An 18,525-nucleotide genomic window follows, 5' to 3' on the forward strand; every position below is an offset into this window, starting at 1 on the left:
CACGCCATGCCGAATCTGACCGGCGTCAGCATCACGTTCAACACCCAGAACGACAACAAGGATCACGACACCGTTCTGCACGTGTTCGTCAAGAACCGGCTCAACACGACGGAGGGCTCCGACGGCGACACCGACTTCGTCGCGAACCTGCTGGCCCATCGGCGCTACCTCGAGGACGGCGATCGGAGCGACCACGGCGCCAGCCCGTACCTCGCGTACGGCATCGGCCTGGCCGCCGACGACGAGTTCGACGACGGCTCGTCGCACACCTTCGACCTCACCCTGATGCCCGACCCGGTCAGCGTGGACGACATCGTGCTGCCGGTGGTCAACGTCCATGTCCAGCCGAACGGCAACGACCGCTGGGTCTTCGACTACGGCGTCACCTTCACCTTCGACGACGGCACCGAGTTCGGCTTCTCGTCCAAGGAGTCCGGGGTCCCCGGCATCATCCTGGACCAGGACAACAGGAACCACTACGGCGTCTGCGCCGAGAACCCGCTGCGGCCGTTGCCGGTGCGCGCCCGGCCGGCGACGAACGCGGTCCTGAAGAAGGTCACCCTGGACTTCGTCACGCACGACGACAACAAGGACCACGACACCCGGCTGGACGTCCGGATCGTCAACCGGCTGAACGCCACCTCGGCCCAGGACATCGCCGTCGGCCTCAACCTGTTCCCGGACCAGGAGTTCCCCGACGGCGGGCCGGTCAAGAGCGTCAGCTGGCCGTCGGACGACGGCACGCTGACCCTGCCGGAGATCCCGCTCGCCGACATGGTGCTGCCCGAGGTCGACATCACGATCGATCCGAACGGCAACGACCGCTGGATCTTCGACTACCGGGTGACCTTCGAGTTCGCCGACCCGGCCGACTTCGCGGCCAAGCGGTCGGTCTACTCCTCCCGGACCGGCGGGGTCATCCTGAGCCAGAACATCAACAGGCATGTCGGCGTCTACCAGGGCCCGTCGTTCCCCACGGTGGCGGCGCGCCCGGCGCCCCCGCTGGCCGACCGCCCGGCCGACCAGATCACCCGGGTGAAGTCGATCCCGCTGGCCCTGGTGCGCCAGAAGTTCGACGAGTTCGTCAACGACCGCAACGACACCGACGACAGCCCCCACCCGCCGTTCCGCAAGATCCGCCTGGACAACACCGGGCTGTACAACGAGGACACGCTGCCGGAGAGCTACCTCGACGTGCGCTCGATCATCACGGCGGCACGGGGCGGGGTCGACTATGTCAGCAGCCCGACCAGCCTCGGGCAGCTCACCGCGTTCTTCGGGCTCGGCGACCTCTATCTCAGGGACATCAACAGCGCCACTCTCGGCATCACCGCCGACCCCGCGCGCCCGGCGCCGTTCAGCTTCACCGTCGACTTCGAGACCGAGGGCTCCCATGAGACGACCGGGGCGCTGTTCTCCACCATGGACTTCCTGGAGTTCTCGCTCACGCTGAACCTGACGCTCGCGCTGGGCAGCACCGTGGACGAGTCCGGCACCGAGCGGACCGTCGTCGACATGCTGCACTGGGTCACCGAAATGCAGGAGCTGGAGGCGACCAAGGAGATCGACCACATCGACGAGACCGCCAACCTGACCTTCTTCCGCTACACGGGCACGTTCCTGGGACAGCCGGTGGATCTGGTCAGCGCCTCGTCGGCGTACGGCCTGTTCATCGAGGACGTCGTCAAGGTGCACCTGGTCACGTCGAGCCGGTTCGATCCGGGCGGGTTCTTCCGGCAGGACGCCCGCGACAAGATATTCGAGAACCTCACCAAGCCCGACAAGATCACCGGACGGTCGCCCCGCGACGACATCAACTCCTCGGTGACCTCCTTCCTCCTCGGCGGGACCGCCGACGACGCGCGGGACGTCGACGGCAACAACATCGTGATCAACGAGGTCGGCTTCCAGGGCGACGACATCGTCATCTCCTACTCAGGTCCGCACAAGGTGTTCGTCCCCGAGGTCCCGGCGGACTGGCCGGCCCCGAACCAGCCCAGCCCGGCCTGGGACTTCTCCCCGGGCACGCTCGCCAACATCGACCACATCGTGGTGCTGATGATGGAGAACCGGTCCTTCGACCACATGCTCGGCTACCTCAGCCTGCCCGTCGGCCAGGGCGGCGCGGGCCGCTCCGACGTGGACGGCCTCAAGGGCGGCGAGTCCAACACCTACCGGGGGACGACCTACCCGTCCTTCCCGCTCACCGACACGTTCTTCTCACCGGACCCGCCGCACGGCTTCGAGCCGGTGCACCGCGCCATCAACGGGGGCTTGATGGACGGATTCGTCAAGGCCTACGCCGAGGAGAACGGCGCCCCGATCGCCGGGCAGATCATGGGCCATCACACGGCGAGCACGGTGCCGGTCTACGACGCCCTGGCCCGCGACTTCGCCGTCGGCCACCGCTGGTTCGCCAGCCACCCGGGATCGACCTTCCCCAACCGGTTCTACACGCTGACCGGGCGGCTCAACCTCGACAGCAGGGGCTTCTGGGAGTTCGACAACTCCAGCCCGCTGCGGCCCGTCTTCACCGACACCATCTTCGACCACCTGTCCCGAGCGGTCGATCCGGCCACCGGCCGGCCCGTCACCTGGGTCCACTACGAGGAGGGCAACGCCTTCCTGAGACTGTTCGAACGCCACACGTTCGACGGCGACACCATCGTCGACACCAACGACCCGGAGCGCGGCTTCTTCGCCAGGGCGCGCGCCGGGACCCTGCCGAACGTGACCTTCATCGACCCCCGGTTCGTCGAGCAGCCTCCGGGCAGCAACTGCGACGGGCCGCCCGCGAACGTCCAGGACGGGCAGGACTTCGTCGCCAAGGTCGTCGAGGCGGTGGTCGCGAGCCCCGCCTGGGACAAGACCCTGCTGCTGATCACCTATGACGAGCACGGCGGGTTCTACGACCACGTCCCGCCCTCGGCGGCCGCCCGGGTCTCCCCGGAGCTGCCGATCGACACCCACGGCGTACGGGTTCCCGCGTTCGTCGTCTCGCCCTGGGTGGGCGCCGGCACGGTGTTCGGGCACGACGGCCCGGCGAGCCGGGAGGGCCGCCCGGAAGAGCCCGCCGCGGCGCCGGTGCCCCGCAATGATCTGCACTTCGACCACACCTCGATCCTCAAGACGATCGCGCGGCGCTTCCTGAGCACGGCTCCGCCCTACCTCGGCGCCCGGTACGCCGTCGCCAACGACCTGTCGGCGGTCGTCGGCACGCGCCGGCGGCAGACCCAGTTCCGGCCGTTCCTGCGGTACAACTTCCTGTTCGGCGCGTCACGGATGATGCTGGGCGTGCAGGGCGGCGGTCTCGAACCAGGCGCCCAGCTGTGGCAGCTCCCGGCCGACGGCTCGGCCGCGCAGGACTTCTCCTTCGAGGACGCCGGCCACGGGGCCTGGTACATCCGCAGCCGGGTGAGCAACCTGTACCTCACCGTGCACGTGCCCGGCCTGTTCGGGGCGGCCGCCGACCTCGACGCCGACCCCGACCCCGATGCCGACCCCGGTGACGGTGACGGTGACGTGTCGAGCATCCCGATCCCGCTCCGCCCCGGGATCATCCAGGACGTCAAGTACGTGCCCGGCTCGTTTCCGGCCGGGGCACCCGCCAACCTTCCGCTGCCCCAGCTCCAGAAGTGGATCCTCACGCCGGTGCCCCGTTCGCCCGAGCCCGACCTGTTCCTGATCCGTAACCTCGCCATCCCCGTCCTGGTGCTCCAGCCCACCGATCCCACCCAGGCCGGACCGGTCGTCCTGGGCATCGACGATCTGCGGCCGGGTAGCAGGCGCAACGCCTGGAAGGTCGACAGCCCGCTGCTCAGCGGGCAGACCGGCCCCTGACCGCCGGGACGTCGCAGAGCCTCCGGCGCCTCCGGGACGCGCCGGAGGCCCTGCGCCGGGTGAGAGACGGCGGCAGCCGCTCCGCGCCGCGCGGGCGGCCTGACCGCGCGAGGCTTCCCGCGTCGTGACGGGTCCGGCCTACCCGCCGGTGCGCGCCCCGGCCGGCGGGGTCGCGCCGGCCCGGGCGGCGAGCCGTTCGCGGAGCCTGGTCAGGCGGGCGATCTCGGCGTCGAGCGCGGCGCGCCCGCGCGCGACGACCCCGGTGGGCCGTGCGCACGCGCCCGGCCCCCGGTAGGGCGGCAGGGCGTCGCCGTCCAGCAGGTCGAGGCGGTCGGCGCAGCCACGGACGTCGGCGATGGTCAGTCCCAGCGACAACAGCTCGCGGATGACGCGTACGCGGGCCACGTCCCGGGGGCCGTACCGGCGCTGTCCGGACGCGGTGCGCGGCGGAGGGGGCAGCAACCCGCTCTGCTCGTAGAAGCGCAGGGCGCGTGGTGTGGTGCTCGCTGCCGCCGCCGCGTCGCCGATCCGCATCGGTCCTCCCGTTCTACAGCGCCACCACGACGGTGCCCAGGTACCGTCCGCTCATCATGTCGTGCAACGCCCGCGGGGCGCCGTCGATGCCCGCGACGCGGACATGGGGAAAGCGGATGTCGCCGGAGCGCAGCCAGCCGGCGAAGCGGTCGGTCCACTCCGCCTGAACGCCGGGAAGGCCGGAAGCGCTGAAGCCGAGCATCGTGATCTGTTTGACGATGAGCTGGAACGAGTCCAGTTCGACCGGTGCCGTGGTTCCGGTCCCGTGCTCTGACAACTGTCCCGACAGCGCTCCGACCAGGACGAAACGCGCCCCCTTCCTGGCGACCGCCACCGCCGCCCGCAGCTCCTCGCCGCCGACGTTGTCGAGGAGGACGTCGATGCCGCCGGGTGCCGCCTTCGCCAGTTGCTAGGCCGGCGGCCCGGCGCCGCGGACCACGACCGCGTCGTAGCCCAGTTCGCCGACCATGCGGTCCGCCTTCTCCTGCGAACCGGTGCTGCCGATCACCTGGCCCGCGCCGAGCAGCCGGGCGATCTGCCCGGCGAGCGACCCCACCCCGCCCGCGCCGCCGGAGACCAGGACCGTGTCCCCGGGCCGGACCCGTGCGCCGTGGGCCAGTGCCCCGTACGCCGTCGGCCCCGGGGCCAGGTGCGCGACCGGATCGGGCAGCGCGTCGCCCAGCGGGGAGCACTGCGCGGCGGCCATGACCGCGTACTCGCGCCAGCCCAGCCGGTGCGAGACCAGGTCGCCGTGCCGTAGCCCACTGTCGTCCGGAGCGGTGACGATCTCCCCGATCGCCGGTCCGAACAGGGTGTCGCCGGGGCGGAGGGCGGGGAACGGCGCTCCCTCCACGCTTCCTCCGATGACGGTGCGCAGCGCCGCGAAGACATGGAAGAACCGGTTCCGGACCAGTACCTCGCCCGGTCCGGGCACCGGCACGGGTGTCTCGGTGATGACGAAGTCCTCCGGGCGCGGCAGCCCGGCGGACAGGGTGGCGAGGCGTACTTCACGCGACGTACGGGGCAGGTCGGGCATAGGGCGCTCCTCAGGCAGACCGCGACGCGGCCGGTTCACGGTGCCGTGACGCTAACCCCTGACGTGCCCGTCAGGGGCAAGCCCCGGCCGTGCCGGGCGCCGAGCATCAGGACCTCGCGATCGGTCCCGGCACCGCCACCGGCCCGCGCGGGCCGGCGACCGGTCCCGCCACGGCTCGTCAGAAGAGGGTGAGCGGCTCGGCCGGCATCGGCTCGGGCAGCGCCTCGAGCTCGGGCAGGCGAGCCCGTACGTCGTCGTGGAAGCGGCGGGCGAGGGTCAGCGCGTCGGCGTTGTCGGGGGTGTGGATGAAGACGGTGGGCGAGCGGCCTTCGCGCAGCCAGCCGGTGACCGTGGTGACCCACGGCCGCCAGCCCTCGACCGTCCGCGCGCCGTCGTCCCGGCCCAGGTAGCGGACGACCGGGCGGTCGGTCAGGGCGTGCGAGCGGCGGGGCAGACGTGGCTTCTTGGTCCAGGCCTCGCGTTCGGCGTCGCTGGTGGGCGGGCTCTGGAAGAGCGTGGTGGTGTCGAAGGGGACCCATTCGGCACCGGCGGTGGCGAGGACGCGTTCGAGCTGTTGCTCGGCTCGCGGGTCCTCGAAGAAGGCGCGGTGACGGACCTCGACGGCGTAGTCGTGCGAGCGGGGGAGGCGGCGCAGGAAGGCGGCCAAGGCGCCGAGGTCGGCCGGGGCGAAGGAGCCCGGCAGCTGCACCCAGAGGGTACGGGCCCGGGGGCCGAGCGGTTCGATCGCGTCCAGGAACGCGCGGAGTTCCTCGTCGGCGCCGGTGAGGCGGCGCTCGTGGGTGATCGACTTGGCGAGCTTGACGACGAGGCGGAAGTCGGGGGCGGTCTGCCGTGCCCACGACTCCACGGTGCTCCGCGTCGGGGTCGCGTAGAAGGTGGTGTTGCCCTCGACCGCGTTGCACCAGGTCGCGTAGGCCCGCAGGCGCTCCTTGGGCGGCAGCGGGTGGGGCAGGAGGCGCCCCTGCCAGGGCGCGTGCGTCCACATGGCGCATCCCACATGAAGCCTCATACGACGGACGCTACCGAAAGGCCGGCGATGGGCGACGGGAAAGACCGGTGGGCCCTTGCCCGGACCGGCGGCGGACGACGGCGTAGGGTCGGGCCGGCGCGAGGGCTCTGTGCTGAACTTTTCCGTTCCGGCATGCCGTACAGCCGATGTGAGGCACCTGCCGTGGTTCCCTTCTTCCGGAGGTATGTCGTGATGCACCGGGATCTCGCCTGCCGGGGCGCGACGCTGACGGCCGGGTTGGCGGCCTCGGTGGCCGTGGTGGCGCCCTCCGCCGCGGCCGCCGCGCACGCCGAGCTGAAGACCATGAGCCCTGGGCACGGCTCGGTCCAGGCGTCCGCGCCGTCCGAGGTGGTGCTGACGTTCGACCAGCCGGTGAGCCGTCGTTTCACCGCGGTGGAGGTGATCGGGCCGGCGGGCGCGCGGGTGGAGTCGGGCCCTCCCACGGTCGACCGGGCGGTGGTCCGCCAGCCGCTGCGGCCGCTGCCCCCGCCGGGCCGCTACCGGGTGGCCTACCGGACGGTGTCGGTGGACGGTCATGTGGTCCGCGGAGCGCGGGAGTTCACCTTCCGCCCACCGGAGGGCGCACCGTCTCCCACGGTGTCCGCGTCGCGGTCGCCCGCGCCCGCTGCCCCGCAGCCGGCCCGGCGGGAGGCGTCTTCGGGACCGCCGTGGGCTCAGCTGGGTCTCGCCGCGGTGGTCACGGTGCTGCTGGCCGTGACGGTGCTGGCGCTCCGGCGGGGCCGTCGTGACGGCTGAGGCCCGGCCGGGCCGGGACTCCGCGCTGCCGTCCGTCTCGCGGCAGCTGTGGCTCGCCGCCGCCATCGCGGCGTTGGTGGCCCTGGCCGTCGTGCTGCGATTCGGCCGGACCCCGCAGATCGCCTCGCCCGAGGCGTCGACCACGCCGGAGCTCGAGCAGGCGGGCTCCTTCGCCGGCAGCGCGTTGCCCCTCGCCAGGCTCGCCATGAACGCGGCCGGCACGATCACGGTCGGGTGGCTGCTGGCCGTCGCGGTGTTCCTGCCGTCGGAGGAGGGCGCGCTCTCCACGGCCGGGCGACGGTGCCTGCGGGGCGCGTCGGTGAGCGCGGCCCTCTGGGGGGTGTCGGCACTCGCCGTCGCGGTGCTGTCGGTCAGCGACCTGTTCGGGTTGCCGCCGGCCACGGCGGTCTCGGGGCCCGAGCTGTCGAGCTACCTCACCGAGATCAGCCAGGGACGGGCGCTGCTCGCGGTCACCGCGGCCGCGACGCTCCTGTCGGTCGCCGCCCATGTGACGCGCACCCCCGGCGGAGCGGGATACCTGCTGATCCTGGCGGTGTTCGGCCTGCTGCCGCCGGTGTTCACCGGGCACGCCGCCTCCAGTGGCGACCACGCGCTGGCCGTCTACAGCCTCGCCGTGCACATCGCCGGCGCGGCCGTCTGGGTGGGCGGACTGGTCGTGCTGGTGGCGATCGCCACGCGGGTCGGCGACCGGCTTCCCCGCGTCGTCCGCCGCTACAGCGCGCTGGCGGCGGTCTGCCTGACGGCCGTCGGGGCCAGCGGGCTGGTCAACGCCTGGATCCGGCTGGGCGGCCTGCACCTGGGCTCCCGCTACGGGCTCCTGGTCGTGGCCAAGGTGGTGGCACTCGCCGGACTCGGGGCGCTGGGCGGGTGGCACCGCGGTGTCAGCATCCCCGCCCTGGAGCACGGGCGGCGCGCCCGCACCTTCCTCCGGATCGCCGCGGTCGAGATCTGCGTGATGGCGGCCACCATGGCGCTGGCCACCGGACTGTCCCAGACCGCGGCGCCCGCCCGCGACGAGGGCCCGCGGACCCCCACCGAGGCACTGCTGGGCTTCCCGCTGCCGGGGCCGGTCGGCGTGCGCGCCTATCTCCTCGACTGGCGCATCGATCCGCTGCTGTTCACGTTGATCGTCATCAGCGGCGCCCTGTACACGGCCGCAGTGATCCGGTTGCGCCGGGACGGGGTCGCCTGGCCGCTCCTCCGGGCCCTCGCGTGGTTCGCCGGCCTCGCGGTGCTCCTGCTCGCGACCTGCGGCGGGGCGGCCCGCTACAGCATGGTGCTGTTCAGCGCCCACATGGCGCAGCATCTGGCGCTCAGCATGCTCGTGCCCATCCTGCTGCTGCTCGGCGCGCCCGTCACGCTGGCCCTGCGGGCACTCCGCCCCGGCTCCGCCCCCGGGGACCGCGGCTCCCGGGAACTGCTGCTCGCCGTCCTGCACAGCCGGCTCGTGCGAGGGCTCACCCACCCCGTGATGACGCTGATGATGTTCATCATCGGCCTCTACGGCTTCTACTTCTCACCTCTGTTCGAGGCGTCCCTTCGCGACCACTGGCTGCACTCGCTCATGATGCTGCTCTTCGTGGTGACCGGCATGTGCTACCTCGCGCTCGTCATCGGGCCCGGCCCGTACCGGCCGGCCCCGGGCAAGCGGTTGCTGTACGTGCTGGCCGGCGTGCCGTTCCACGCCGTCTTCGGCCTCGCCATCAGCAGGTCGGACGGGGTGTTCGCCGCCGACTGGTACGCGGCGCTCGCCCGGCCCTGGGGCGCCTCCGCACTCCACGATCAGCAGTTCGGCGGAGGACTCGCACTGATCCTGGGCGAGCTCGCCACCCTGCTGTTCCTGCTGGTGATGGCCTGGCGATGGGCCCGCGACGAGGGGCGCGGGCCCGGTCCCGCCGTCGACGGCGGGCCGAGGGCCGCCGCGGCGTCGCCGGCCCCGCTGAGGGAGGGCCGCGTGTGACCATCACCCCGCGGCCGGCCACGGCGTCCTGCCCGCTCGGTCAGCCGACCTGGTGCAGGCCGTACGGGTAGTCGTGCAGGCGCTGGGCGCCGTCGTCGGTGACGAGCAGCAACTCTCCGGTCTGTACCCCGGCGCTCAGGTCGCGGGTGACGACGTTCGGCTGGACGACCACGGTCATGCCCGCGGCCAGGACGAGGTCGGGCGCCGGGCTCAGCGGCCGGCTCGGGCCGTCGACGACCGGCGGGAGGTAACCGCCGCCGTATCCGTGCACGAGATCGTCGACCGCGCTGTACCCGGCCTGCCCGATGACGGCTCCGGCCGCGGCGAGCTCCCGGGCGTGCGTGCCGGGAAGCAGCCGTGCGCGGATCGCGTCGAAGGCCTCCTCGGCGACCGCGTGCAGCCGCGCGTACTGCGGCGTCGGGGCGGCGCCGACGGTGAAGGTCCGCAGCAGCTGACCCGCGTACTCCGGGGCGACGGCGACGCTGATCTCGCAGGTGACGACGTCGCGGCGGCGGATCCGCCGGTCCGTCGGCCACTGAGCGGGTACGCACTGCGAGGGACTGTCCATCCCGGTGACGCCGAGATAGTGGATCTGGTGCATGCCGCCCGCTGCGACATAGGACCGCTCGATCTCGGCGACCAGCTCGTGTTCGGTGGCCCCCTCGCGCAGCGCCTGTTCGAGCGCCCGGACCGCGGTGTCGGTGAGCGCCGCGGCCTTCCGCAGGGCGGCCACCTCCTCCGCGGACTTCACCAGGCGCAGCGCGGTGTAGGCCGGGTTGAGGTCGGCAACCTCCGTGACCCGCCCGGCCAGCGCCCGGTAGTGCCAGAACGGCAGCGGGCCGACCACCCCCACACGAGCGGGGCGCTCACCGCCGGCGTCGAGCTGTTCGAACGCGGCCGAGATCGCGTTCTGGCCGGCCCACTCGACCCGCACCCGCGACAGCCGGCGAGCCTGTGGCAGGTGGTTGAAGAAGGACACCAGGAGCACGTCGGCGGCCTCCTCCGGACCGACGATCAGCAGTGCCTCCCGGGTGACCGGCCACCCGGTGAGCCAGGACACCCCGCTGCCGGAGCGGTTCGCGCCGTAGGCGAAGGCATGGGTCAGGCCGCGGCGGTCCAGCTCGGCGCGGAGGCCGTCCCGGCGGCGGCGCATCTCCGGCGCGGAGAACAGCGGCTCGGGAAGCCGGTCATCAATTGACATACCGCGCATCCTGCGGCACGACTGCACTCGATTGCAACAACCGGCTCGGCAGCACCGGCGAGAAGGGCTCCGGTGAGTCCCCGACCGCCCGCGGATCGGCTCAGAGCAGGCCGACGCGCTGGTCGGCAGACCCCGAATCGGGAAAGAAGCGGCGCATGTCCCGCCGCCACAGGTTGCCGCGCAGCGAGGGACGGAGCGCGGCGAGGCCCGCGCAGAATTTGTTGAACTCCAGTGGCCGGGCGCGGTGCCGGTGCAGGAGCCGGTCCACGGCGGTGATCTGCTGCTCCGCCTTGACCTCGATCAGGACGAGTTCGGGGTCGGCCCGCAGGACCCGGCCCGTCGCGAGGTCACGGCAGACCAGGTCGACGTCGCAGGTGATCCGCTGGCCCTCGGTGGCGAAAGTGGAGCGGACGTAGTCGGTGACGAGAGAGGGCCACATCGGCATGGGGAGTTCCACACCGTAGATCTGCTTCAGAATCCGGGCCGTGAACTGCTGAGTGTGCGGGTTCCACGCGGCAGAGCGCGGCACGCCGGGACGCTCGGTGATCTCGGTGCGATGCTTGACGGTCTCCCCGCGCGGCCCTTTCAGCTTGATTTCGAACTGGCGCTCGCCGCTGTCGACATAGAGACGTTCGCGGATCTTGTAGCGGCGGCGGCGGCCCTTCCGGTGGTCATCGAACAACTGCAGTTCGGGTGTGTCGTAGTAGACCGAGTGATAGGAGAACCAGCGCCGGTCGGCGATGCACAGGCTGCGGAAAGCGCCGTCGGGCATGGATCGGTCGGTCAGGTGCGCGGCAAAGGAGGCGAATGCGTGCGCCGGCAGCGCATAACTGCGGTCACAGCGGGTCAGTAGTTCGGCGCCGGCGCGCACGGTCTCCAGATCGATGGGCCGGGCGGCGAGCACCGCCTGGATGACGGCGCAGGCGGCCGGCGTGGTCATCTGGCCGCACCCCACGGGACCTCCGTCATGTCGTGCCGCCGGCTCTTCTCCGTCAGCGCCCCGTCCGGGGGGATCCGGTAGCGGACGTCGACGACGGTCACGTCGCGCACGTAGTCCACCTCGGTGACGGTCCAGCGCAGCGGCTGCCCCAGCCGCCGGGCGAGGTCCGCGCGCAGGGCGTCCGGATGCGCGTGCACGGTGTCGAGGGTGACGAGCGTACGGCGGGTCCGGGAGCACAGCCGCGGGTGATCCGCGAAATAGACGACGAGCAGCAGTATGACGTCCAGGAAAGCGATTTTGCCCAGGCTCAGCGCGGGAATCCCACCGATGAGACCGAGCACCAGGGTGGTGAAGTAGTAAGCCACCTCCTGGTACTGCACGGCGTCCGAACGCAGGCGAATAATGGACAACACGCCGAACAGGCCAAAACCAAGTGCTAATGCGCCATGGCCACCGGCGTTCGCCAGCGCCAAGACGATCGTGAACAATCCGGTGTTGAGTGCCAGGTACGCCGGAATCAGATCCCGGCGGCGATGGCGTGGCCAATAGATCGCGAAGGTCAACACGCACACCGTGGCGAGATCAAGTGCGAGTCGAGCGGCGAACTGTGACGTTTCCATAAGCTACTTCCATTCGACAACGTTAACTGCATCATAAGAATATCCGAGTAAAATCGGCCCCATGCTGAGGTGAACGATAGGAAGAGGACGATAGCCGCCATTTATAGCGGTGTTATCCGATATGATCGCCTTAGGGGAAAAAGGGGGGAATCAAACAGAACTGTCGCGGCCGGCCGGGCATGGCGTCCATGAGCGGGCCCGGGAGAGCCCGCCGGGGGGCGGAGCCGGCGGGGTCGGCGGGGTCGCTCAGATGATGCCGCCATTGGCACGGATGACCTGGCCGTTGACCCAGTGGCCGGGGCCGGCGAGGAAGGCGACGACCTCGGCGATGTCCTGCGGGGTGCCCAGTCGCTCCAGCGGCGGCTGAGCGGCCAGCCGGGAGACGGCCTCCTCGCTGTTGGCGTTCAGGAACAGGGCCGTGGCGGTCGGGCCGGGGGCGACCGCGTTGACGGTGACATCGCGGCCGCGCAGCTCGCGGGCGAGGATCAGGGTCATGGCCTCGACCGCCCCCTTGGTCGCCGCGTAGGCGGCGTAGCCGGGGAAGGCCAGACCGACCACCGACGAGGAGAAGTTGACGATGGTCCCGCCGGCGCGCAGCCTGCGGGCGGCCTGCTGGTTGACGACGAACGTGCCGCGGATGTTGGTGCGGTGCATCCGGTCCAGGACGTCCAGGTCGAGGTCGGCCACCGGGGACAGCAGCATCACCCCCGCGGTGTGCACGACGACGTCCACGCCACCGAACTCCGCCTCCGCCGCCTCGAACAGCGCCGCCACCGCGTCCTCGTCGGCGACGTCGGCGCGGACCGCGATGGCCCGGCCACCGGCCCCGGTGACGGCGGCGACCACGGCCTCGGCCTCGGCCTGGTTGCCCGCGTAGCCGACCACGATGGCGAAGCCGTCCGCGGCCAGGCGTTCGGCCGTCTGGCGGCCGATGCCGCCCGAGCCTCCGGTCACGATGGCGACGCGGTTCGATGTGGTGCTCACGATGGTCCTCCCTGAAGATTTGTGTACGCTATGTACATTAACAGGCTTATGGACAGAGCGTCCATATGTCCTCCGGAGGTGGAGTGTGACAGAGGCCCCTCAGCCCGTCCGCAGGGGGCGCGGGCGACGCCCGGCCGACGAGGTGCGGCGCGAGGTCCTGCAGGCGGCCGGCGAGCTCCTGCTCGCGGAGGGGATGGCCGGCTTCACCATCGAGAAGGTCGCCGCCCTCGCCGGCGCGAGCAGGGTGACGCTCCACAAGTGGTGGCCCTCGAAGGGGGCGCTCGCCCTCGACGGCTACTTCAACGTCGTCGCACCCACCCTGGCCTTTCCCGACACCGGCGACATCAACACCGACCTCACCACCCAGGTACTCGCCTTCGTTCACCTGATCCGTGACACCCGGGCGGGTCGCGTCATACCGGAGATCATCGGCCAGGCCCAGACCGACCCCGAACTGTCGGCCGCCTATCGCAAGCGCTACTCGGCCCCGCGCAGGGCACTGGCCGTCGAGGCGCTGGAGCGGGCCAAGCGGCGCGGCCAGCTGCGCGCCGAGGTCGATTCCGAAACGGTCGTCGACCAGCTCTGGGGCGCCTGCTACCACCGGCTGCTCATCCCCGACCAGCCGCTGACCGACGAGTTCGCGGAGGCGCTCGTCGCCAACCTGCTGCTCGGGATCGGTCCGCTCTGACCGCCGGCGCTCCGGCCACGGGCCCGGCCGGGAGGCTCGCCCGGGTCAGGTGAGCGGGCGCCCGCGGACGTGCGAGACGACCAGCTCGGGGACCGGCACCTCCTCGGCACCGGCAGGGGCCCTGGCCGGAAAGTCGAACACACCGATCATGAGCTGCATCGGGTAGCCGGGCGCCTGGTCGAGCCGGCGTACGACCCTGCCGTCGATGGTGAACACGAGTGACCCCGGCCGCCAGTCGACGCCGTACGTGTGGAACCCGGCCACGTCGATCCCGATCGGCTCGGCGGAGAACTCCTCCACCAGGGCGGGATCGCGGAACGGGTGCAGCCCGATGCCGACGTCGGCGGACCCGTCGCGGACCGCGTCGCCGAACACCTCGGCGACGCAGATCTCGCCAGAGCGCTCGGGCCGGTCCTCGATGCCCGACATCCAGAACGCGAACATCGACCGCTCCGTGACGACGCCTCGCATGCGCACCTCGACCTGACCGTAGAGCGGCGTGTAGCCCCACATCTCCGGTTGTTCCTCGCGGACCTTCAGGCCCTCCCGGAACGGCTGCTGGCCGGTCGTGCCGCCCAGCGGGCCGGCGAAGCTCCCGCTCTGGACGCATGACACCCGCAACGGCTCCTCGTGCAGGTCGGCGCACCACAACGGCTGGTCGGCGGGGATGCTCAGGTGCAGCTCACCGTCCTGAAGGGACCACGTCGCGGCGGACCGGTCGCGCGAGCTCCAGTGCGGCAGGTAGTACGGGAACCAGACGCCGGTGTCCAGCGCGTCGCCGCCGAACCGCTCGTCGAGTTCGAGGCGCGATCTGACCATGGCCCATCGTACCGATCACGGCCTGGGAGGCGCCGCGGGTCATCGGGCCTGCCGGGCCCGCTCCAGATAGCCGACCAGGTCGCGCATGCGTTCCGCGGGCCAGGGCAGGCTCCGGCCGAGCTCCTCGCTGTTGTCCTGCCACATCGTCCGTGCGGCGGCCACGGTCCGGTCGTCGCCACCGTGGAACAGGTTCCCCAGCGCGTCCCAGCGGCCGGCCAGGGTCTGCACCTGAGGGTCGCCGGGGGGAGTGCCCTGCCGCAGGTGGCGCAGAAGCTCCTCCACCAGCCCGGCCCACTCGGTCTTGGCCGCCTCGACGGCCTCGGGGCCGAGCCCGGCTCTGCGCTCGGCCAGTTGCTCCCGCTGCTCGGGCGTGAACGAGGTCTCGAACACCGACATCATCTCCAAGGTCGTCATGAACTGGTCCGGGCCGGGCATCGACGAGTTCTCGATCCGGCTCAGCAACCCGCGGATCTGCTCCGTGAGCTGCTGAATCCGGTCGGCATGGCACTCGAGGCCGTGCAGCTGGGCGGTCAGCAGCCCGCGCATCGCCGCCAGGTCGTCCGCCGGGTCCGCGAGCACGCCCGCGATCTCCTCCAGCGACAGCCCGAGCGCCCGCAGGGCCCGCACCCGGTACAGCCGCCGCAGGTCACGCTCGGTGTAACGGCGATGCCCCGAGGCCGTACGTTCCCCGGGCGTCAGCAGGCCGATCTCGTCATAGTGATGCAGCGCGCGCACGGTCAGCCCGCTCGCCTGTGCCAGCTCGCCGATGCTCCACCGGCGTCCGCCGCCGTCCGCCCCGATCACGCGTCTGCTCCGATCATGCCGGCAACGCTAGGACCTCCCGTCGCGGCAGGTGCAAGCCCTCTGGGGCTCATTTCCCGCGGTATCCGCTGACCGGCCCGGAGGCCCTCCTCCCCGGCCCGACCGTTCCGGATCCTGGCCGAAGTCCTCGCCCGGGCCGCTGCCTGCGCGTGCCGCCTGGCCGGTGTTTGTATACATCAGCACCTGCCTTATGTGAAGACGTACGGCATTCTGGCCGCTCGTCCCACCTGCCCATTGGCCAGCTGGCGACATAAGGTATACAAACCCACTTCCAGCTGCTGGGCGGAAGGTCCTTCACCTGACCTCGCGACCAGGAGTGCCGACCGAGAAGAGGAGCCATGACATGCACGACACCCAGCGCCGTGAGACGTGCCGATGACGAGGGCGCAGCCGCCCCTGGAGGGCGTCCGGGTGATCGAGCTCGGCCAGTTGATCGCCGGGCCGTACTGCGGTCAGATCCTGGCCGATTTCGGTGCGGACGTCATCAAGGTCGAGGAACCCGGCGTCGGTGATCCCATGCGTCAATGGGGCCACCTGGTCCAGGGCAAGTCCCTGTCGTGGGGGGTGATCGCGCGCAACAAGCGGTGCGTCACCGCGGATCTGCGTGAGGAGGCCGGGCGGTGCCGGGTGCTGGAGCTGGTACGGCAGGCCGACATCGTGGTGGAGAACTTCCGCCCCGGCACACTGGAGCGCTACGGCCTGGGCTACGACCAGCTGGCCGAGGTCAACGCCGAGATCGTGCTGATCCGGGTCAGCGGGTACGGCCAGGACGGGCCCTACGCCCACCGGCCCGGTTACGGTTCCATCGGCGAGGCGATGGGCGGGCTGCGCTACCTGATGGGGGAGCCGGACCGGCCACCGAGCCGGACGGGCGTCTCGATCGGCGACCTGCTGGCCGGGATGCACGCGGCCCTGGGCGGCCTGCTCGCGCTCCGCGCCCGCGACCGTACCGGGGTCGGCCAGGTGGTGGACGTCTCCATCTACGAGTCCGTGCTGGCGATGACGGAGGCGCTGGTGGCCGACTACGCCCTCGCCGGGGTGACCCGGCAGCGATCGGGCCCCGTACTGCCCGGGGTGGCGCCCAGCAACGTCTATCCCACCAGGGACGGGGACTACGTGCTGATCGCCGCCAACCAGGACACCGTGTTCCGCCGGCTCGCCGCGGCGATGGGCGACGCCGAGCTGGCCTCGGCCGAGGAGTACGCCACCCACCAGGCGCGCGGCCTGCGGCAGGCCGAGCTCGACGAGCGGATCGCGTCCTGGACGGCACGCCTGACGGCGGACGAGCTGCTGCGTGTGCTGGACGAGCACGCGGTGCCGGCCGGCCGGGTCTACACCGCGCGGGAGATGCTGTCCGACCCGCATTTCCGCGCCAGGAACAGCATCATCGAGGTCGAGGACGCCGACCTCGGCATGGTCCCGATGCAGGGGGTGACACCGAAACTCAGTGCGACTCCGGGTGCGGTGCGCTGGCCCGGCGCGGCGCTCGGCCAGCATGAGGCGGAGGTGGGCGAGCTCTTCGGCGCCACCACGGCCCGGCCCGGAGGCCACGCCGGTCCGGCAGGCGAGGCCGGCCCGGCCGTGGAGGGAGGAGAGGGCGGTGGGTGACACCGTGTCCGCGGCGAGATTTCGGGAGGTGTGGTCGTGGCCAAGGCGGTCGAGACGGCGTACGCGGTGATCCGTGCCGGCATCGTGTCGGGGGAGTTCCCCCGGGGTGACCGCCTCCGCGAGGCGGAACTGGCGGAGCGCGTGGGCGTCTCGCGAACGCCGATCCGGGAGGCGCTGCGCCGGCTGGACGCCGAGGGCCTGGTGGACTTCGTGCCCAATCGGGGTGCCCGGGTCACCGCGTGGAGCGAGCGGGAGCTCGACGACCTGTACGAGGCCCGCGCCCTGCTGGAGAGCTACGCGGCCCGGCTGGCCGCGTCGAGGGTCCGGCCTGAGCAACTGGAGAGGCTGCGGGAACTGGCCGCGGAGATGAAGGCGCTCGCGACGGCCGGAGGGCCTGCCGCGGACAAGCTCACCGAGCTCAACGGGGAGTTCCACCTCACCGTCACCCATGCCTCGGGGAACGCCCACATCGAGGGGCTGGTCCGGGGGTTCATCGACGTGCCGCTGGTCTACCGGACCTTCAAGCAGTACGCACCGGAGCGGCTCCGGGCCAGCATGTTCCACCACGACGAGCTGATCGCGGCACTCGCCGCCGGCGACGGCGAATGGGCGGAGTCGGTGATGCGCTCGCACATCCTGGCGGCCCGGACCACCGTGCACAGCCTCGGCGCGGTTCCTGAGCCGACCACGACCTCGATCCCTGACGGGGCCCCATGACGAAGATCGAGCTGGTGGAGGTCGGCCCGCGCGACGGCCTGCAGAACGAGCCGGCGATCCTGCCCACCGCCGACAAAGTCGCGCTGATCGAGCGCAGCCTGGCCGCCGGGCTGCGGCGGATCGAGGCGGTCGCCTTCGTCCATCCCGGGCGGGTCCCGCAGATGGCCGACGCCGAGGCGGTGATGGCGGCGGTGCCGCGCCCGCCCGGGGTGTCCTACGCCGGTCTGGTGCTCAACCCGCGCGGGCTGGACCGGGCCCTTGCCGCCGGTGTCGACGAGGTCAACGTCGTGGTGGTGTGCACCGACGAGTTCAGCCGCCGCAACCAGGGCTGCACGGTGCGGGAGGGGCTGGCCAACTGGGCGGGTATCGCCGCGGAGGCCCGGGCGGCCGGGCTCCGGACCACTGTCACGCTGGCCGCCGCGTTCGGCTGCCCCTTCGAGGGCGAGGTCCCGGCCGGTCACGTCCTCGAACTGGTCGGCCGGGTGGCCGAAGCCGCACCGGACGAGATCGCCTTCGCCGACACCATCGGCGTCGGGGTCCCCGCCCAGGTCCGTACCCTGCTGGACGGCGCCGCCGGGCTCGCCCCCGGAGTACGGCTGCGGTGCCATTTCCACAACACCCGCAACACCGGATACGCCAACGCGCTCACCGCGCTGGAGCACGGGGTCGCCGCGCTCGACGCCAGCACCGGCGGCTTCGGCGGCTGCCCGTTCGCCCCGGGCGCGACCGGCAACATCGCCACCGAGGACCTGCTCTACTCGCTGGACCGGATGGGAGTGTCCACCGGCGTGCGCATGGCGGAGGTCGCCGGCACCGCCGCCTGGCTCGGCGAGCGGCTGCACGCCCCGGTGCCGGCCCTGCTCGGCCGTGCGGGCGGCTTTCCCCTCCCACCCGATCACTGATCGCGCGGTCCCGGCGGGCTTCCGCGCTCGCCGTCCCCGGCCTGCCT

17 protein-coding genes are annotated in these 18,525 nt (G+C 71.7%); 7 read left to right on the top strand and 10 right to left on the bottom strand.

Annotated features, from left to right (window positions below; genetic code table 11):
• The first annotated feature begins 6 nt into the window (after window positions 1–6).
• Complete coding sequence (locus ACRYCC_RS05130; RefSeq protein ID WP_433809225.1) at window positions 7–3,840, top strand: alkaline phosphatase family protein; 3,834 nt, start codon at window positions 7–9, stop codon at window positions 3,838–3,840.
• 138 nt (window positions 3,841–3,978) lie between these two features.
• On the opposite strand, the gene ACRYCC_RS05135 is transcribed toward ACRYCC_RS05130, so the two are convergent.
• The 4 genes from ACRYCC_RS05135 to ACRYCC_RS05150 all read right to left on the bottom strand — a co-directional run bounded on the left by ACRYCC_RS05135 (window position 3,979) and on the right by ACRYCC_RS05150 (window position 6,440).
• Window positions 3,979–4,374, bottom strand: a complete 396-nt coding sequence (locus ACRYCC_RS05135) for a MerR family transcriptional regulator (RefSeq protein WP_433809227.1) — start codon at window positions 4,372–4,374, stop codon at window positions 3,979–3,981.
• 13 nt (window positions 4,375–4,387) lie between these two features.
• Window positions 4,388–4,780 carry a zinc-binding dehydrogenase gene (locus tag ACRYCC_RS05140; RefSeq protein ID WP_433809916.1) on the bottom strand — a complete coding sequence of 131 codons (393 nt, stop codon included), beginning with the start codon at window positions 4,778–4,780 and terminating at the stop codon, window positions 4,388–4,390.
• Window positions 4,781–4,783: 3 nt separating this feature from the next.
• On the bottom strand, window positions 4,784–5,410 hold the full coding sequence (locus tag ACRYCC_RS05145; protein WP_433809229.1) for an MDR/zinc-dependent alcohol dehydrogenase-like family protein: 627 nt from the start codon (window positions 5,408–5,410) through the stop codon (window positions 4,784–4,786).
• A 178-nt stretch (window positions 5,411–5,588) separates the two neighbouring features.
• A complete protein-coding gene (locus ACRYCC_RS05150) occupies window positions 5,589–6,440 on the bottom strand; it encodes a DUF72 domain-containing protein (protein ID WP_433809231.1) in 852 nt (283 codons plus the stop codon).
• A gap of 192 nt (window positions 6,441–6,632) precedes the next feature.
• Between ACRYCC_RS05150 and ACRYCC_RS05155 the strand changes: the two genes are divergently transcribed.
• Together ACRYCC_RS05155 and ACRYCC_RS05160 are read left to right on the top strand one after the other, a co-directional pair.
• Complete coding sequence (locus tag ACRYCC_RS05155) at window positions 6,633–7,196, top strand: copper resistance CopC family protein (RefSeq protein WP_433809917.1); 564 nt, start codon at window positions 6,633–6,635, stop codon at window positions 7,194–7,196.
• Window positions 7,186–9,177, top strand: coding sequence for a bifunctional copper resistance protein CopD/cytochrome c oxidase assembly protein (locus ACRYCC_RS05160; protein ID WP_433809233.1), 1,992 nt, complete (start codon window positions 7,186–7,188; stop codon window positions 9,175–9,177). The genes ACRYCC_RS05155 and ACRYCC_RS05160 overlap by 11 nt, the downstream gene beginning before the upstream one ends.
• A 40-nt stretch (window positions 9,178–9,217) precedes the next feature.
• Here the strand turns inward: ACRYCC_RS05160 and ACRYCC_RS05165 are convergent, their stop codons facing one another.
• The 4 genes from ACRYCC_RS05165 to ACRYCC_RS05180 all read right to left on the bottom strand — a co-directional run bounded on the left by ACRYCC_RS05165 (window position 9,218) and on the right by ACRYCC_RS05180 (window position 12,922).
• Entirely contained in the window at window positions 9,218–10,378 is a 1,161-nt protein-coding gene (locus tag ACRYCC_RS05165; RefSeq protein WP_433809235.1) for a M24 family metallopeptidase, read from the bottom strand.
• A 100-nt stretch (window positions 10,379–10,478) separates the two neighbouring features.
• On the bottom strand, window positions 10,479–11,282 hold the full coding sequence (locus ACRYCC_RS05170; protein WP_433809237.1) for a VTC domain-containing protein: 804 nt from the start codon (window positions 11,280–11,282) through the stop codon (window positions 10,479–10,481).
• Window positions 11,283–11,314: 32 nt separating this feature from the next.
• Window positions 11,315–11,938 carry a DUF4956 domain-containing protein gene (locus tag ACRYCC_RS05175; protein WP_433809239.1) on the bottom strand — a complete coding sequence of 208 codons (624 nt, stop codon included), beginning with the start codon at window positions 11,936–11,938 and terminating at the stop codon, window positions 11,315–11,317.
• Window positions 11,939–12,184: 246 nt separating this feature from the next.
• On the bottom strand, window positions 12,185–12,922 hold the full coding sequence (locus tag ACRYCC_RS05180) for an SDR family oxidoreductase (RefSeq protein WP_433809241.1): 738 nt from the start codon (window positions 12,920–12,922) through the stop codon (window positions 12,185–12,187).
• 85 nt (window positions 12,923–13,007) lie between these two features.
• Between ACRYCC_RS05180 and ACRYCC_RS05185 the strand changes: the two genes are divergently transcribed.
• Entirely contained in the window at window positions 13,008–13,610 is a 603-nt protein-coding gene (locus tag ACRYCC_RS05185) for a TetR/AcrR family transcriptional regulator (protein ID WP_433809243.1), read from the top strand.
• A 45-nt stretch (window positions 13,611–13,655) separates the two neighbouring features.
• On the opposite strand, the gene ACRYCC_RS05190 is transcribed toward ACRYCC_RS05185, so the two are convergent.
• Window positions 13,656–14,429 carry a glycoside hydrolase family 16 protein gene (locus tag ACRYCC_RS05190; RefSeq protein WP_433809245.1) on the bottom strand — a complete coding sequence of 258 codons (774 nt, stop codon included), beginning with the start codon at window positions 14,427–14,429 and terminating at the stop codon, window positions 13,656–13,658.
• 39 nt (window positions 14,430–14,468) lie between these two features.
• On the bottom strand, window positions 14,469–15,233 hold the full coding sequence (locus tag ACRYCC_RS05195) for a MerR family transcriptional regulator (protein WP_433809247.1): 765 nt from the start codon (window positions 15,231–15,233) through the stop codon (window positions 14,469–14,471).
• Between the two features lie 393 nt (window positions 15,234–15,626).
• On the opposite strand from ACRYCC_RS05195, the gene ACRYCC_RS05200 reads away from it, so the two are divergent.
• Genes ACRYCC_RS05200 through ACRYCC_RS05210 form a run of 3 tightly spaced genes read left to right on the top strand, consistent with a single transcriptional unit; the run spans window position 15,627 to window position 18,478 of the window.
• Window positions 15,627–16,859 (top strand): CaiB/BaiF CoA transferase family protein, encoded by a 1,233-nt coding sequence (locus ACRYCC_RS05200; RefSeq protein WP_433809249.1) that lies wholly within the window; start codon window positions 15,627–15,629, stop codon window positions 16,857–16,859.
• Between the two features lie 36 nt (window positions 16,860–16,895).
• Window positions 16,896–17,576 (top strand): GntR family transcriptional regulator, encoded by a 681-nt coding sequence (locus tag ACRYCC_RS05205; RefSeq protein WP_433809251.1) that lies wholly within the window; start codon window positions 16,896–16,898, stop codon window positions 17,574–17,576.
• Window positions 17,573–18,478 (top strand): hydroxymethylglutaryl-CoA lyase, encoded by a 906-nt coding sequence (locus tag ACRYCC_RS05210; RefSeq protein WP_433809253.1) that lies wholly within the window; start codon window positions 17,573–17,575, stop codon window positions 18,476–18,478. Before ACRYCC_RS05205 ends, ACRYCC_RS05210 begins: the two co-directional genes overlap by 4 nt.
• Window positions 18,479–18,525: the final 47 nt, after the last annotated feature.

Source organism: Actinomadura scrupuli (genome assembly GCF_050971785.1).
GTDB lineage: Bacteria > Actinomycetota > Actinomycetes > Streptosporangiales > Streptosporangiaceae > Actinomadura_E > Actinomadura_E scrupuli.

Bases quoted from the DNA above. Each gene is read 5' to 3' on its own strand.
- ACRYCC_RS05210 (WP_433809253.1), top strand. From the start codon at position 17,573: ATGACGAAGATCGAGCTGGTGGAGGTCGGCCCGCGCGACGGCCTGCAG.
- ACRYCC_RS05200 (WP_433809249.1), top strand. From the start codon at position 15,627: ATGACGAGGGCGCAGCCGCCCCTGGAGGGCGTCCGGGTGATCGAGCTC.
- ACRYCC_RS05130 (WP_433809225.1), top strand. From the start codon at position 7: ATGCCGAATCTGACCGGCGTCAGCATCACGTTCAACACCCAGAACGAC.
- ACRYCC_RS05135 (WP_433809227.1), bottom strand. From the start codon at position 4,374: ATGCGGATCGGCGACGCGGCGGCGGCAGCGAGCACCACACCACGCGCC.
- ACRYCC_RS05150 (WP_433809231.1), bottom strand. From the start codon at position 6,440: ATGAGGCTTCATGTGGGATGCGCCATGTGGACGCACGCGCCCTGGCAG.
- ACRYCC_RS05145 (WP_433809229.1), bottom strand. From the start codon at position 5,410: ATGCCCGACCTGCCCCGTACGTCGCGTGAAGTACGCCTCGCCACCCTG.
- ACRYCC_RS05190 (WP_433809245.1), bottom strand. From the start codon at position 14,429: ATGGTCAGATCGCGCCTCGAACTCGACGAGCGGTTCGGCGGCGACGCG.
- ACRYCC_RS05175 (WP_433809239.1), bottom strand. From the start codon at position 11,938: ATGGAAACGTCACAGTTCGCCGCTCGACTCGCACTTGATCTCGCCACG.
- ACRYCC_RS05155 (WP_433809917.1), top strand. From the start codon at position 6,633: ATGCACCGGGATCTCGCCTGCCGGGGCGCGACGCTGACGGCCGGGTTG.
- ACRYCC_RS05165 (WP_433809235.1), bottom strand. From the start codon at position 10,378: ATGTCAATTGATGACCGGCTTCCCGAGCCGCTGTTCTCCGCGCCGGAG.